Below are 15658 nucleotides of genomic sequence, written 5' to 3'. Positions count from 1 at the left end.
GCCCATACGATCTGCTGCCCGGTGCACCGCCCCGGGCAGGGCGCACTCGTGTCCCCCATTCGCGGTAACGTTTGGGCCCTATGAACGCCAAGCCCGACGTGCAGCTCCCCGCCGTGTCCGTGATCATGCCCGTCCTCAACGAGGAGCGGCATCTGCGCGGAGCCGTCCAAGCGATCCTCGCGCAGGAGTACGCCGGCGAGATGGAGGTCGTGATCGCCCTCGGTCCGTCCACGGACCGTACGGACGAGATCGCGGCCGAGCTCGTCCGCGAAGACCCCCGCGTGCACACCGTGCCGAACCCCACCGGCCGTACGCCGGCCGCGCTGAACGCCGCGATCAAGGCCTCCCGGCACCCGATCGTCGTGCGCGTCGACGGCCACGGCATGCTCTCGCCGAACTACATCACCACCGCCGTACGGCTCCTGGAGGAGACCGGCGCGCAGAACGTCGGCGGCATCATGCACGCCGAGGGCGAGAACGACTGGGAGCACGCGGTCGCCGCCGCCATGACCTCGAAGATCGGCGTGGGCAACGCCGTCTTCCACACGGGCGGGCAGGCCGGCCAGGCCGAGACGGTGTACCTCGGGGTGTTCCGACGCGAGGCGCTGGAGCAGCAGGGCGGGTACAACGTGGAGTTCATCCGCGCCCAGGACTGGGAGCTCAACTTCCGGATCCGGGAGGCGGGCGGGCTCATCTGGTTCTCGCCCGAGCTGAAGGTGTCGTACCGGCCCCGGCCGAGCGTGCGCGCCCTCGCCAAGCAGTACAAGGACTACGGCCGCTGGCGGCACGTCGTCGCCCGCTACCACGAGGGCTCCATCAACCTGCGCTACCTCGCCCCGCCGACCGCGGTGTGCGCGATCGGCGCGGGAATCGTGCTGGGCGCCCTGGTCAGCCCGTGGGCTCTCGTCGTCCCCGGCGGCTACCTCGCGGCGATCGTCCTCGGGTCCGTCCCCGCGGGCAGGGGACTGCCGCTGAAGGCACGGCTGCAGATCCCCGTCGCCCTCGCCACCATGCACATGTCGTGGGGCTGGGGCTTCCTGACCAGCCCGCGCTCGCTCGCCCGCAAGGTGATCGCGAGCCGGCGCCCCGCGGTCCACGCGGGCGCCGGCGAGCTCACCGCCTGAGGCAGACTCAGGGCCCCGGCTGGGGCCCGGCGCGGGGCCCGGCTCAGGACCAGGTGAACCCCGGGTTCACGTGCATGCAGGCGTCCTCGTCGGCGCCGTTGAGTGCCTGCGCCGACTCCGGGGTCCTGTCGTCCTTCTCGGGCGCCTTGTACGTCGTACCGTCACGCCAGTCCGCGCCCACGACGAGCGTGACCCCGGAGACGTCCGTCGACCGCTCCACCGAACCCGCCGGAATCCCGAGGGACGTGGCGACCCGCTCGGCGTCACCCTGCAGCTCGGCGCTCGGGTAGCGGACGACCGTGCGGTCCTCGCTCAGCGCCGACGTGGTGTCCGCGTCCGCCTTGGTGAAGCCCTTCTCCACGAGCAGCCCGGCCACCGTGCTCGCGCGTCCGGACGCCGCGCGGAGCGTGTCGGTGCGGGTGCCGTTCTGGACGAGGACCCCGATCTCGTCGTCGTCGGCGGCCTGGTCGCCGGACGCGGTCGCCGACGGGGCCGGGCTCGCCTTCCCCGCGTCCTTGCCGTCCAGCGCGATGTCCTCCCTCACCAGGCGGAACAGCTGCTCGGCGTCCTCGGTGGGCTCGACGCGGGCGCCCACGTACCGGTTGGGCATCGTGGTCATGGTGATGCGCTCCGGCTTCACCTTGCGCAGCTCGTTGCTGAGGTCGTAGAGCTTCTTGACGGTGTCGAGGCCCGGGTCGACCGTGAGGGCCTCGGTGGCCTCCTCGGCGAGCTTGCGGAGTTTGTTCGGGCTGCTGAGGGTGGCGTTCTCGCGCAGCGTCCGGACCATCGAGTTCATGTACATGTGCTGGGCCTTGGCGCGGGCGAGGTCGCTGCCGTCCTCGAAGCCGTAACGCGTCCGCAGCCACTGCAGTGCCTGCTCGCCCTTCACCGGCGTGGTGCCCTTCTCCAGCTTCAGACCGGAGCCGTGGCCCTGGCTGTCGCGGGAGAGGATGTTGGCGTCCACGCAGACCGGGACCCCGCCGACGGCGTCCGCCATCGACACCACGCCCGCGAAGTCGACCATCACGAAGTGGTCGATGTGGATGCCGGTGAGCTCCTGCCAGGTGGCCACCGTGCAGCCGGGGCCGCCGTGGCCGAGGCTCCGGTTGGTCATGACGCGGCCCTCGCTCGCCGGGTACTCCTTGTCGTCGTCCGGGTCGGTGCACTTCGGGATCTTCACGAGGGTGTCGCGGGGCATGCTGACGACCGACATGTTGGAGCGGTCGGCGGACAGGTGCACCAGCATCTGCACGTCCGCCAGCGGCGTCGAGCCGAACGTCTCGCGGGCGCCGCCGAGTTGCTGGTTCTCCTCGGTGTCGCGGGCGTCAGAGCCGATGAGCAGGAGGTTCAGCGGGGTCTGGCCGGCGGCGTTCGGCGTCGGCTCGGCGACCTTGTTGTCGCCGAGGTTGAGTTCGTCCTTCTTGATGTTCCCGTTGAGATGCCGGTAGTAGAGGTAACCGGCGGTGGCCGAACCCAGTATCAGCACGGCGAGGGTCGTCGCGGACCAGCGCAGCAGCCGGCGCGCCCGCGGTGAGCGGCGTGCGCCGTGCCGGCTGTCGCCGACGACGCCGACCTTCTCGGCGACTGGTTCGACATCCCGAACACTGTTCCGCGTCACTTCGAGTCCTCCCCGACCATCCCGCCCTCGCGCCATGGCGCGGCCCGCCGTACGTCCTGGAGACATACGACGGGCCCGTCAGGTTGCTCTGTTTCGTCAACTAACGCGCTTGAGCCGTCAAGGAACGCGCTTGAGCCTCAGCCAACTCGCCTGAGCGGTCAACTGACGTGCACGGAGCGTCAACTCGCGCACACGACCTTGTCGGCTGTGGACCTCTCCACGTCCGGCGTCTCGGCCGAGGCGCCGTTGATCTTCACGCCCGCACCCTTGAAGTCCTTGCCGAGGATCAGGGTCATCGTCGGCTGGCCCTGGGAGTTGGTCACGCTCTCGCCGGGCTTCATCGCCGAGCCCGACAGGCCCATGATGTCGGCCAGCCGGCGGGCCTGGTCGGCCTGGTCAGGCGCGTACTCGAGGGTCGTCTTCGCCTGGTCGACGTCCGCGTTGCCCGCGTTCTCCGACTTGACGACGCCCGCGCTGTTCTGCAGCCAGTCCAGCTGCTTCTGCGCGCTGCCGGACGCGGCACCGCCGTTGAAGACCTGGACCCGCACCTCGGAGGCGTCCGCCTTGGTGCCCTTGAGACGGGCGGCGACCGCGGCGGCCTCCTTCTTCTTCTGCGCCTTGACCTCGGTGAACGACACGTCGTTGACGATCATGTCGAAGACCTGGGGCGCCCTGGTCTCGTCGACGACCACCGTCGCCTTGATCGCCTCGGCGGGGTTGTCCACCACCGGGATGGTGGCGAAGGTGATGTTCTTGGTGGGCACCTGCTTCAGCTCCAGGGCCATGTCCTTGAGCGTGGTGACGTTGCCGATCGCGGAGTCCACGGTGAGCGCGCTGGTGGCCGCCTCGGCCAGCTTCAGCAGCTTCTTGGGGTTGGTGAGGGTGTCGCTGGAGGACATCTTGCGCATCAGCGACCCCAGGAACTGCTGCTGCACCTTGATGCGGTCGAGGTCGCCGCTGTTGCCGAAGCTCTTGCGGGTGCGCAGGAAGGCGAGGGCCCGCTCGCCCTCGACCGTGGACTCGCCCTTGGGCAGGACGAGCTTCGACTGCTTGTCGTTGACGGCCTCGGTCACACACACGTCGACGCCGTCCACCGCCGTCGTCAGCGTCTTGACCGCGTTGAAGTCGGCCATCATGAAGTGGTCCGGCTGGATGCCGGTGGCCTCCTTCACCGTCCGCATGGTGCAGCCCGCGTCCCGGCCGCTCTCGCCGAGGCTCCGGTTGAAGCGGACACCCCGCTGCGCCGCCACGGTCACCTCGGTGCCGTCGTCCTTCGTGGCCGGGCACTCGGGGATGTCGACGATCAGGTCACGCGGGATGCTCAGCGCGGTCGCGTTCGAGCGGTCCTTGGCGACATGCAGCAGGATCGTGGTGTCGGCGTGGCCGACGCTGCCGGCGTCGCCGTAGCCGTCGTTGCCCTCGCCGGTGCGCTTGTCGGTGCCGATGACGAGGACGTTGAAGGCCTCGTCCTTCTTGAAACTGCTCGCGCCCGCGTCGCCGACGTCCGTTGTCTTGACGTTGCCCTCGAGGTGCTTGAGGTAGAAGTAGCCGGCGCCCGCGGTGGCGACCAGGACGAACGCCATGGTGCCGCCGGTCCACAACAGGCTCTTCTTCGCCTTCGACGTCTTCTTGACCGGGCGGCGGCCACGCCGCCCCGGCAGCGGTTCCTCGGGGACCGGCCCCCGCCTGCGCGGGGGCGGGACCTCGCGTCTGGGGGCAGCGGGAGGCGCCGAACGGCCGCCACGCGGCTGCGGTACGGCCCGGCGTGGTGCGGCGGGCGTCAGCCGCAGTTCGTATTCGCCGGTGTTCGGATTGAGTACCCACTGGTCTGCGGGATCGACGTGCTCCGCCCGCTCACGGCCTGGTGCGTCCAAGGTTGTCCGAATCCTCCGTCAGGGCAAGCGCCTTCCCCACTGGATCGCTCACACTATCCGCACGATTCGGCGGCGAGTGAACTTTCCCCGCTTTCTTCGATCGGCGCAGGGCGCTACCAACGGTACGGCGGGTACACGTCCATGCACTTGGTCTCCGAGCCGTTGAGAGCGTCGGCGTTGCTCGGCAGGTCCCCGGCCCGAGGCGTCTTCTGCTTCGGATAGGTCGTACCGGAACGCCAGTCGGCGCCGACGGCGACGGTGACACCGGAGACGTCCGTCGACTTCTGCACCGAACCCACCGGAATCCCCAGGGACTTGGCCACCGCCTCGGCGTCGCCCGCCAGTTCGGCGCTCGGGTAGCGCACCAGGGTCCGCGCCTCGGTGAGCGCTGTCGAGGTGTCCTTCGTCGCCTTGGTGAACCCCTTGCCCACGAGCGCCTGCGCGATCTCGCCCGCCCGGCCGCTGACCGGGCCGAGGGTGGCGGACTGCGTGGCGTTCTGCACCAGCACGCCGATCTGGTCGTTCGCCGCGGCGGGGTCGTCGGTGGTCTTGGCGCCGGCCGCACTGGCCGTGCTCGCTGCTTCGGCGTCCGCCTTCGCGCCCTTGCCGCCCTTGGCGCCCTTGTCGTCGAAGGGCACGTCGTCGCGGAGCATCGCCCACATCTTCTCGGCGTCGGCCCCGGCCGGCAGCAGGTGGTTCACGTCCTCGTTGTCCTCGACGGTCGGCATCGTCGTCATGGTGATGCGGTCCGTGGGCACCGTCTTGAGCTGCATGCCGAGGTCGTACAGGTCCTTGACGGTGCCGATCTCCTCCGAGACCTTCAGGGACTTGGTGGCCGCCTCGGCCAGGTCCATCAGGCGGCCGCCGTCGGTGAAGACGTTCTGGTCCTTCAGCGTGCGGATCATCGAGTTCATGTACATGTGCTGGGCCCGGGCCCGCAGCGGGTCGCTGCCCCAGGCGTGCCGGGTGCGCAGCCACTCCAGGGCCTGCTTGCCCTCGACCTTCTTCTTGCCGGCCTTCATCTTCAGGCCGGAACCGCCGGGCACGCCCGGGAGCGGGTGGTCCCACACGTTCTGGTTCACGCAGACCTCGACGCCGCCGATGGCGTCCGCCATGCTCACCACGCCCGCGAAGTCGATCGTCATCCAGTGGTCGATGTAGATCCCGGTGAGGTTCTCCCACGTGGTCAGCGTGCAGCCGGCCCCGCCGCGGCCCAGCGTCCTGTTGATGATGTCGTTGGTCGCCGGGTACGTCTTGCCGGTGTCCGGGTCCTTGCACGCCGGGATGTCGACCCGGGTGTCCCGCGGAATGCTCACCACCGCGGCGCTCTTGCGGTCCGCGGAGAGGTGGATGAGCATCTGCACGTCGGCCAGCGGCGGGTTGCCCCGGGTGTCCTTGCCGCCGCCGAGCGCCACGTTCGCGTCGGACGCACGGCTGTCCGAGCCGAGCATCAGGATGTTCAGCGGCGTCTGCCCGTCGGCGTTCGCCTCGGTCTTGCGCGCCTTGGAGTCGCCGCCGCTGCGCCGGCCCTTCTCGATGTTGCCGTTGAGGTGCTGGTAGTAGAGGTATCCGGCGCCGGCCGTCCCCAGTATCAGCACCGCGAGGGTCGTCGCGGACCAACGGAGCAGCCGGTGCTTGGCCTTGGCCCGGCGCCGGCTGCGCCGCCCGCCGTGCCCGCCCCCCGGGGAACCGTCGGGTCTGCCGGAGCCGTCGCCGTCGTCCCCACGACGGCCGTCCTCCCGCCCTGCCCCACTCGCGTGCCGGACGCCCGGTCGCGTCCCCTCCCCGTGCACACTGCTGTGCGTCATCCCCTGTCTCCCCACCCTCGCGCCATCGAACGGGCCGGCCTCTGCGCCCTGTGAGACGTGAGGCAGGCCCGTCAGGTCACTTGGCGCACTCGACCTTGTCCGCGGTGGACTGCTGAACCCCCTCCGGCGCCTTCGTCGGAGTGGTGAGCGACTCGCCCGCGCCCTTGAAGTCCTTGCCCAGGGTCAGCGTCATCGTCGGCTGGCCCTGGGAGTTGGTCACGCTCTTGCCCGGCTTCATCGCCGAACCGGAAAGGCCCATGATGTCGGCCAGCCGACGCGCCTGGTCGGCCTGGTCGGGAGCGTACTCGAGCGTGGTCTTGCTCAGCTCGGTATCCGCGTTGCCCGCGTTCTCGGACTTCAGCACGCCCTCTTCGTTCTGCAGGTACTCGAGCTCGGTCTGCGCACTGCCCGCCACCGCACCGCCGTTGAGGATGCGCACCCGCACCTCGGAGGCGTCCGCCTTGGTGCCCTCGAGACGGGCGGCGACCGCGGCGGCCTCCTTCTTCTTCTGCGCCTTGACCTCGGTGAACGACACGTCGTTCTTGATCATGTCGAAGACCTGGGGAGCCGACGACGGGTTGACCACGACGGTCGCCTTCACCTTCTCCGCCGGGTTGTCGATCACCGGAACCGTGGTGAACGTCAGGTTCTTGACGTTGAGCTTGCCCAGCTCCAGACCCAGGTCCTTCAGCTTGTTGATGCTGTCCAGCTGGGAGTCGACGGTCAGCGCCTTCGTCCCCGCCTCGGCCAGCTTGATCATCTTCGCGGGGTTGGTCAGCGTGTCGTTGGACTTCAGCTTGCGCATCAGCGCGCTGAGGAACTGCTGCTGCAGTGTGATCCGGCTCAGGTCGCCGCCGAACCCGACCGCGTGCCGGGTGCGCACGAACGCGAGCGCCGTCTCGCCCGAGATGTGCTGCGTCCCCTTCTTCAGGTCGAGGTGCGAGTCCGGGTCCTTGATGTCCTTGGCCAGGCACACGTCGACCCCGCCGACCGCCGTGGTCAGCGTCTTGACCGCGTTGAAGTCGGCGACGATGAAGTTGTCGGGGGTGATCCCGGTCAGCTCGGTGACGGTCCGCATGGTGCAGCTGGGCGTACGGTCGTCCTGGCCCAGGCTGGTGTTGAAACGGACGTCGGTCGTGCCCTTGATGACGTCCTGCGAGCCGTCCTCCTGGGTGGTCGGGCAGTCCGGGACGTCGACGATCAGGTCACGCGGGATGCTCAGCGCGGTCGCGTTGGAGCGGTCCTTGGAGACGTGCAGCAGGATCGTGGTGTCCGCGTGGCCGACGCTGCCGGAGTCGCCGTAGCCCTCGTTGCCCGAGCCGGTGCGCTTGTCCGTGCCGATCACCAGGATGTTGATGGCCTTGTCCTTCTGGAAGCCACCGGTGCTCGCGCCGTCGTCGGCGACGGAGGTGATGTTGCCGTTTAGGTGTTCGATGTAGAGGTACCCGGCGCCCGCCGCGGCCACCAGGACGAATGCCATGGTGCCGCCGGTCCACAGCAGGATCTTCTTCGCCTTGGACTTCTTCTTCACCGGCCGGCGCCCGCGCCGCCCCGGCAGCGGCTCCTCGGGCACGCCGCGCCGTCTGCGCGGCGGCGGCACCTCACGGCCGGGGGGCGCGGGAGCCGCCGGGGCTGCTGTACGACCGCGCGGGGAGGCGCCCGCTCTGGCGGTGGCCGCTCTGCGGGGTCCGGGAACAGCCGACCGCGGTGATTGCGGTGCGGAAGGGGTCAGTCGCAGTTCGTATTCACCAGTGCTCGGGTTGAGTACCCACTGGTCTGCGGGGTCGATGTCGTCCGCCCGCCCACGGCCTTGCGCGTCCACGGTTGTCTGAACCCTCCGTCGGGGCCACGCGGCGCCTTTCCCCTCCAAAGGCGCTCGGGTCTCGGTCACACAGTGCTCGACCCCAGGACGGACCTCTGGCCGGATGCACCGGATCGCTCACACTAACCGCCTTGTTCGCCTGCCAGCGACGCCGGTGATTAATTCCACTTCCCTACAACCGGGCAATACGCCCATTTGATCGGCCAGCGGTTCATCACCTTGACAAGCGCTTTACGTGCACGTGTCCTCGGCCGCCGTGTTACCCCGGAACGTCGGCGCGGGTGAATTGACGGCAGAGGGCTCGCCGTCCTGCTCACTGCCCGCCCCTTCATCCCTCTCCTCACCCGCGCTCTCGACGCTTTCCCCGTCATTCTCGGCCGGATTGCGGCTTTTGGTCGTCGACTCCGTTGATTCCGCCGAGTCCCGGGGCGCGTTCCGCGTCACCTCCACGGGCGCGTCCGAGCGCAGCCGTTCGAACAGCCTTTCCGCTTCGGGTTCCACAAGCTGGTCGCGATTGGCGTTGTAGACGTACGACTCCCTCGGGACCGTAAGGAATTGCACACGTTCGGTGGGGATGTCGCGCAGCCCGCGCACGAGTTCGTACAAACCGCGCAGGCTCGCCAGATCCGGGTCGGTCGTGAGGGCGGAAGTGGCCGCGTCCAGCACCGGATAGAGCTTCACCGGATTCAGCAGGACGTCATTGCTCTGCACCTTGTTGACCAACGCGCCGAGGAACCGCTGCTGACGGTCCATCCGGTCGGTGTCGCTGCCGTTGCCCAGCGACTTGCGGGCCCGCACATACCCGAGGGCCTGCTCACCGTTGAGCGTCACCCGCCCCGCCGGGAGCCTCAGCTTGGCCGCCTTGTCCCGGATCGGTTCCGCCAGGCACACCTCGACGCCGTCGACCGCGTCGACCATGTCCTTGAACCCGTGGAAGTCGACGACCACGTGATGGTCGACACGGATGTTCGTCAGCCGCTCCACGGTCCGGATCGTGCAGGCCGTGCCGCCCACCTGGAAGGCGTAGTTGAACATCGTGAACATGGGCTCGGTACGGCTGCCGTCCGGCCGTGTGCAGCCCGGCACGTCCACCATCAGATCCCGGGGCAGCGACACCGCGGTGGCACTGTCCCGCCCCGCGGCCAGATGCAACAGGATGGTGGTGTCGGACCGCTCGGTCCCCGAATCCCGCCCGTACCGCCGGTTCCCGGTCCCGGACCGCGAGTCCGAACCGATCACCAGGATGTTCTGCGCGCCCCGCACCAGCGAGGTGGGCCGGTCCCTCTCGTACCGGGCCAGTTCGGCCGCCGCCGCGTTGTCCGACGTGATGTTCCCGTCCAGCTTCGCGTAGACGGCCCACCCGGCCCCGCCGGCCGCCAGCACCAGGACCGTGACCGCGATCCCGGCCCCTCGCACACACCGTCGGCGGCGCCGCCGTATCAGCCCCCCGCCGGTCGCCGAGGCCCCCGCCCCCGGCCCGAGCGGTCCGGAGGGCGCGGACGGCGCGCCTGCGGTGTCGGTCACGTCGGAATCCACCCCTCATGGCGAACGAGTCACGTGGCGTACGAGCGTGTCGTGCGAGCTGCTCCTACGACCATGGCGTGGATGAGGGCCGGGGGGCGGGTGGAGGGGGCCGAATGGGGGACGCGCTGGTGCGGAGGCCCGGGGCAAGACCCCAGGGTGGGTGCAGGAGTCCGGTACCTGAGAGCGGACGGTGCCTACCGAGCCGTGGCCGTGACCCGCTCACTCTCGATCCGCTTGGCCAGCGCCTCCTCGCCCAGCCGGTCCAGATTCCGGCACAGCACCACGGACCCACCGGTGGCGAGCGGCGCGTACAGCCCGGCGTTCAACCCCTCCCAGGTGTCGTACGGCAGCCCCGACAGCAGCCGGGACCCGGGCCCCGTGAGTCCCACCCTCGTCGCCTCCGCCCCGGCCCGCTCGACGACCTCCGCCGCACTGAACTCCCGCCCGGCCACGATCAGTGCCGGCTCGTCGGGATCCACCGGCGCGAACGGCACGAACCGGTCGCCCTGCCCCGGCACCTCGACCGCGTAGTCGGCGAATCCGGCCGGCGGCTGCGGAAAGCGTCCGCCGAGCGGCCGCAGGGCCAGCGCGACCCGTTCCCCGGAGCACGCCCGCGCCGCCTCCAGCGCATCCGGCCCGCTCACCACCACGTCGGCCACCGCCGCGTCACCGCCCACGTCGGCGATCACGCCCACCGACGAACACGCCAGCAGCCACACCGCGGTCTGCCAGTGCGCGGGCAGCAACAGCGCGACCCGGTCGCCGGGACCCGCGGCGAGGTCGCCCTGGAGGAGGTTGGAGGTCTTGGCCACCCAATTGGCGAAGGTGGCCACGGACAATTCGACACGTTCGCCCGTGGAGTCGTCGTAGAAGGTCACCAGCGGGCGTCCGGGATCCGCGGCGAGCGCGGAACGCAGCAGGTCGGCAGGGGTGCGGTCGGTGGCGTTCACCCGAAGAAGCGTACGCGGGCCCGCGACCGCCCACCGGCGGGCGGGGCCACGGATCGCCGCCGGTACACCACCGGTTCGGCGGAGCACGGCCCGACAGCCCGTCAAATCCCCGATGGACAGATATGTATGACTATGTCCAAGATCAGGGGCATGCACGGATTCCTTGCTTCCTCGATCGGCGTCACCTGTGCGGCCGCCCTGGCCCTTCCGCTGACCCCGCCCGCGGCCGCGGCGAACCTGCCGGCCACGGCGGCTGTCCTGTCCGCAAGATCGCCGGCGGTGAGCACGCCGGCCAAGGCGAGCGCGAGACCGGCGGGGACCGCGGAAGCGCCGGGCAGCACCCAGTCGCTCCCCCTCGTGCCCCTCATCCGGGACCGAGCGGGCGGCCTCGCCCCCGAACAGGGCCTGACCCGCCGGGACGTACGGCACTTCTCGCTCGTCGGCGTGATCTGGGACGACCCGGACGTCGAACTCCACGGCCAGGTCCAGGTCCGTACCCGCGAGGCCGCCACCGGCACCTGGTCAGGCTGGCAGGACGTCGAGACGCACAACGCCGACCACGCGGCCGACCCGGACACTGCCGAGCGCACCTCCGGCCGGGTGCGCGGTGCGACGGCACCGCTGTGGGTGGGGGACTCGGACGGCGTGGAGGCACGCGTCCGCGCGGACGCCGAGTCCCCCGCCCACCGGGTCGAGGAGACCGCCCGCGGCCCCCGTACGGCGACGGCCGCCACCCCGCTCCCCACCGGTATGCGCCTCGAACTGGTCAACCCGGGCGAACCCGACGACCCGCCCCAGACGGTTCCGGCCGACGCCGACGATCCACCCCAGGCCGTTCCGGCCGACGCCGCCGGCGCTCCGCGTGCCGGCGTCCCGACCGCCGAGCCCGCCAAGGCCCTGGCCGCCATGGACGCGTCCGCCGCCAACACCGACCTCGCCCCGCTCGGAGCCACCGAGATCCCGGCCCTGACCCGCGCCGAGACTGCGCGGGAGCTGTTCACCCCGCGGATGACCGAGCCGGCGGAGGGACCGCGGGTGAAGCCGAAGATCGGCCCGCGTCCGCGCATCGTCACCCGGCGCGGCTGGGGCGCGAACGAGAGCCTTCGGGAGAGGACCTTCGTCTACACGAAGAAGGTCAAGGCGGCCTTCGTGCACCACACCGCGTCCGGCAACGGGTACCGCTGCGCGCAGGCTCCCTCCGTCATCCGCGGTATCTACCGCTACCACGTCCTGAGCATGGGCTGGCGCGACGTCGGCTACAACTTCCTCGTCGACAAGTGCGGAAACATCTACGAGGGGCGCGCCGGGGGCGTGGCGAAGCCGGTCATGGGCGCCCACACGCTGGGTTTCAACACCAACAGCATGGGGATCGCCGTCCTCGGCGCCTTCGGCTCCAAGAAGCCGTCCGCCGCCGCCGTGAAGGCCATCGCCCGGCTCACCGCGTGGAAGCTCGGCCTCCACGGCGCCAATCCACGCGGCAAGACATATCTGAAGTCAGGCGGTGGCAACCTCTACCCCAAGGGCAAGAAAGTACGACTGAATGTGATCTCCGGTCACCGGGACGGCTTTCCCACGGCCTGCCCCGGCTATCAGCTCTACCGCAAGCTCGGCACGGCCCGTTCGACCGCCGCCCGCTACCAGGGCCGGTAGCGCCGGGACCTGCTGAACCTGCCCGGGAACCGTTCGGACGCCACCGGAGTCTGTCCGGCCGTAGGACACATTCACCGCCGTCGGGGGGCAAGGGGCGGAATGCCGCACGGCCGTCGAAGGCACCGCGCAACGGTCTGCATACACTGGCCGGCCGAAAGACAGTTCGGCCGGTCCCGGCAGGAAGCAGAGACGACAGGTGACAGAAGCGATACTCCTGGTCGGCGGCAAGGGCACCCGGTTGCGCCCGCTCACGGTGCACACACCGAAGCCCATGGTCCGCGCGGCCGGGGTCCCGTTCCTCACGCACCAACTGGCGAGAGCGAGAGCGGCGGGCGTCGACCACATCGTGCTCGCCACCTCCTACCTGGCCGAGGTCTTCGAGCCGTACTTCGGGGACGGCTCCTCCCTCGGACTCCACATCGAGTACGTCACCGAGGACGAGCCCCTCGGCACCGGCGGCGCGATCCGCAACGTCGCCTCCCGCCTGCACTCCGCCCCCGACGACCCGGTCCTCGTCTTCAACGGCGACATCCTGACGGGCCTCGACATCAGGGCGCTGGTGGAGACCCACGAGCGGACGGCCGCGGACGTCTCCCTCCACCTCACGCAGGTCACCGACCCGCGCGCCTACGGCCTGGTCCCCACCGACGGGACGGGCAGGGTCCTGGCGTTCCTGGAGAAGCCGCAGACCCCCGAGGAGATCGTCACCGACCAGATCAACGCGGGGGCGTACGTCTTCCGCCGCTCGGTCATCGACACGATCCCGCACGGCCGCCCGGTCTCCGTCGAGCGCGAGACCTTCCCCGACCTCCTGGCGGCAGGAGCCCACCTCCAGGGCATGGTTGACTCGACGTACTGGCTGGACCTCGGCACCCCGGCCGCGTTCGTCCGCGGCTCCGCCGACCTCGTCCTCGGCCGCGCCCCGTCCCCGGCCGTCCCCGGCCGCTGCGGCGACCGCCTCGTCCTCCCGACGGCACGGGTCGCCCCCGACGCGAAACTCGCGGGCGGCACGGTGGTGGGCGAGGGCGCCTTCGTCGCCGAGGGCGCCCGCGTCTTCGGCAGCACGATCCTCCCCGGCGCCGTCATAGAACCCGGCGCCGTCATCACCGACTCCCTCATCGGCACGCGGGCCCGCGTAGGCGAACGCTCCGTCCTCACCGGCACGGTCATCGGCGACGGCGCGATCATCGGCCCCGACAACGAGCTCCGCGACGGCATGCGCATCTGGTGCGACGCCCAGATCCCCCGAGGCGCGGTCCGCTTCTCCTCGGACCAGTGACCCACGACACCAACGCCGGGCAGCCCACCGAATCCTGCCCGGCACGGGCGACCCAGGCTCCGGCCGCTCTGGCTCCGGCGGCCCTGGCTCCGGCGGCCCAGGCAGTGACGGCGTCGGCACCGACCGTCCTGGCATCGGCGGCCCTGGCACGGGCAGTCTGGGCATCGGCGGCCCTGGCACGGGCGGCTCTGGCTCTGGCTCCGGCGGCCCAGGCAGTGACGGCGTCGGCACCGACCGTCCTGGCATCGGCGGCCCAGGCTCCGGCAGTCTGGGCATCGGCGGCCCTGGCACGGGCGGCTCTGGCTCTGGCTCCGGCGGCCCAGGCAGTGACGGCGTCGGCACCGACCGTCCTGGCATCGGCGGCCCGGGCACGGGCAGTCTGGGCATCGGCGGCCCTGGCACGGGCGGCTCTGGCCCTGGCTCCGGCGGCCCAGGCAGCGACCGCCCCGGCGCCAGCCGCTCCGGCCCCGACCAAGGCCCTTCACCCGACCGACTTCCGGACGGCCCTCTGCGACGCCGACCCACGCGCCTGAGCCAGCCCGTCGTCCGGGGACGGGGACGGGGACGGGGCCAGCGGTGCCGAGCCCCCGCCCACCCGCTGGGGGCGCCCCTTGCGAGGCCGGTCCGCTTCACCCAGCCCGTCCGGCGTTTGAGGACGAGGCCCGTTCAGGGCCGACAGCGGGGGGCTGGGGGCGCAGCCCCCAGGGCGAGGTCCACCTCTCGACCGACCGAGTCGGGTGGCAGCGTGGGCACAGGCCCGGGGGGTCTGGGGGCGGAGCCCCCAGGACGGCACCGAGACGCCACCCACGTCACAACCGGCCGATGTCCCCCCGGGGCATCCGCGGCGCCCGCCTCGCCGGAACCCTCCCGCTCAACAAGATCAACCGAGCCGCCCGATGCCGCTGCCCGGCATAAGGCTCCAGCAGCTCCAACATCACCGCGTCATCCGCGTCCCGGTCCCCGGCCAACGCCCACCCCACGATCCCCGGCAGATGCAGATCCCCCACCGTCACCGCATCCGCCGCCCCGTGACTGCGCTGCACAACCTCCGCCGACGTCCACGGCCCCACCCCCGGCACCACCTCCAGCCGAGCCTGCGCGGCCTCCGGCTCCATCCTCACGGCCTCCTCCATCCGCGCGGCGACCCGAACCGCCCGCAGGATCGTAGAGGCCCGCTTGTTGTCCACCCCGGCCCGATGCCACTCCCACGACGGAATCAACGCCCATGTCCGTGGCACCGGCATCACCCAAAGCCGCCCACCCGCAGCCGACCCCGCCCCCGCAGGCCCCGGCGCCGGCTCCCCGAACTTCCGCACCAGCAACCGCCACGCCCGATACGCCTCGTCCGCCGTGACCTTCTGCTCCAGAATCGACGGAATCAACGACTCCAGCACCAGCCCGGTCCGCGTCAACCGCAACCCCGGCCGCCGATGCCACGCCCCTGCCACCACCCGGTGCCGAGGCGTGAACGCGGCCGGATCGTCCTCGGCCCCCAACAGCCCCGGCAACCACTCCAGCAGCCACTCGGCCCCCGGCCCCCACGCCTCCCCGCGCACCGCCCCACCGGCCATGGCGACCCGCAGCGTCCCGGGCCCGCCGGGCGTGAGACTGGCCCGCCACACCGACCCGTCCGGCATCGCCCGGAACGTCGGATCCCCCGGACCCCGCCGGAGCGGCCCGAGCACCAGCCCGAGATCGAGCGGCCCGTCCGGCACATACGTCCGCACGAGCCCCGCTGCCGAAGCAGGCCGCGAGGCCCCGCGCGCGGCAGGCACACCGACCTCCCCACCGCGCACAGTCGTACGCGTGGGCCGGGGAGCGAATCGTCCTGCCACGAGTGAAGTCCCGGAGAAGTCGAAGTACCAGTCGGTCGTACAGCACCGGCGGCGGCCGTGCGAGCCCGGCGGCGGCCGTACGAGCCCGGCGGCGGCCGTACGAGCCAGGCGGCGGCCGTACGAGCAAAGCCGCCCTACGAGACTAGGCGCCCGTACGACGCCACAGCGGCGGTA

10 protein-coding genes are annotated in these 15658 nt (G+C 71.0%); 3 read left to right on the top strand and 7 right to left on the bottom strand.

From position 1 onward, the window contains the following. The first annotated feature begins 80 nt into the window (after positions 1–80). Positions 81–1124 carry a glycosyltransferase family 2 protein gene (locus KUM49_RS42665; RefSeq protein WP_217242322.1) on the top strand — a complete coding sequence of 348 codons (1044 nt, stop codon included), beginning with the start codon at positions 81–83 and terminating at the stop codon, positions 1122–1124. A gap of 43 nt (positions 1125–1167) precedes the next feature. Here the strand turns inward: KUM49_RS42665 and KUM49_RS42660 are convergent, their stop codons facing one another. From KUM49_RS42660 to KUM49_RS42635, 6 genes are all read right to left on the bottom strand, one after another. Next, the gene (locus tag KUM49_RS42660) at positions 1168–2778 is read right to left on the bottom strand and encodes an LCP family protein (RefSeq protein ID WP_217242522.1); all 1611 of its coding nucleotides are present in this window, start codon (positions 2776–2778) and stop codon (positions 1168–1170) included. A 143-nt stretch (positions 2779–2921) separates the two neighbouring features. Then, positions 2922–4616: an LCP family protein gene (locus KUM49_RS42655; protein WP_217242321.1), complete on the bottom strand. Its 1695-nt coding sequence runs from the start codon at positions 4614–4616 to the stop codon at positions 2922–2924. A 113-nt stretch (positions 4617–4729) separates the two neighbouring features. Next, a complete protein-coding gene (locus KUM49_RS42650; protein WP_217242320.1) occupies positions 4730–6424 on the bottom strand; it encodes an LCP family protein in 1695 nt (564 codons plus the stop codon). Between the two features lie 76 nt (positions 6425–6500). Continuing rightward, positions 6501–8246, bottom strand: a complete 1746-nt coding sequence (locus KUM49_RS42645; RefSeq protein WP_217242319.1) for an LCP family protein — start codon at positions 8244–8246, stop codon at positions 6501–6503. Between the two features lie 231 nt (positions 8247–8477). Beyond that, positions 8478–9770 carry an LCP family protein gene (locus KUM49_RS42640; RefSeq protein WP_217242318.1) on the bottom strand — a complete coding sequence of 431 codons (1293 nt, stop codon included), beginning with the start codon at positions 9768–9770 and terminating at the stop codon, positions 8478–8480. A 194-nt stretch (positions 9771–9964) separates the two neighbouring features. Next, positions 9965–10720, bottom strand: coding sequence for a TIGR03089 family protein (locus tag KUM49_RS42635; protein WP_217242317.1), 756 nt, complete (start codon positions 10718–10720; stop codon positions 9965–9967). Positions 10721–10846: 126 nt separating this feature from the next. Here KUM49_RS42635 and KUM49_RS42630 point away from each other — a divergent pair, with 126 nt between their 5' ends. Together KUM49_RS42630 and KUM49_RS42625 are read left to right on the top strand one after the other, a co-directional pair. Then, entirely contained in the window at positions 10847–12370 is a 1524-nt protein-coding gene (locus KUM49_RS42630) for an N-acetylmuramoyl-L-alanine amidase (protein ID WP_254402646.1), read from the top strand. 196 nt (positions 12371–12566) lie between these two features. Continuing rightward, positions 12567–13649 (top strand): NDP-sugar synthase, encoded by a 1083-nt coding sequence (locus KUM49_RS42625; RefSeq protein WP_217242316.1) that lies wholly within the window; start codon positions 12567–12569, stop codon positions 13647–13649. A gap of 809 nt (positions 13650–14458) precedes the next feature. Here KUM49_RS42625 and KUM49_RS42620 read toward each other — a convergent pair. Continuing rightward, on the bottom strand, positions 14459–15484 hold the full coding sequence (locus KUM49_RS42620; RefSeq protein ID WP_217242315.1) for a DNA-3-methyladenine glycosylase: 1026 nt from the start codon (positions 15482–15484) through the stop codon (positions 14459–14461). Between the last annotated feature and the right edge of the window lie 174 nt (positions 15485–15658).

It is taken from the genome of Streptomyces sp. AC555_RSS877, assembly GCF_019049245.1.
Classification (GTDB): Bacteria; Actinomycetota; Actinomycetes; order Streptomycetales; family Streptomycetaceae; genus Streptomyces.
Note: the sequence above shows the minus strand (reverse complement) of the source record. Positions and strands in the feature narration are given on the sequence as shown.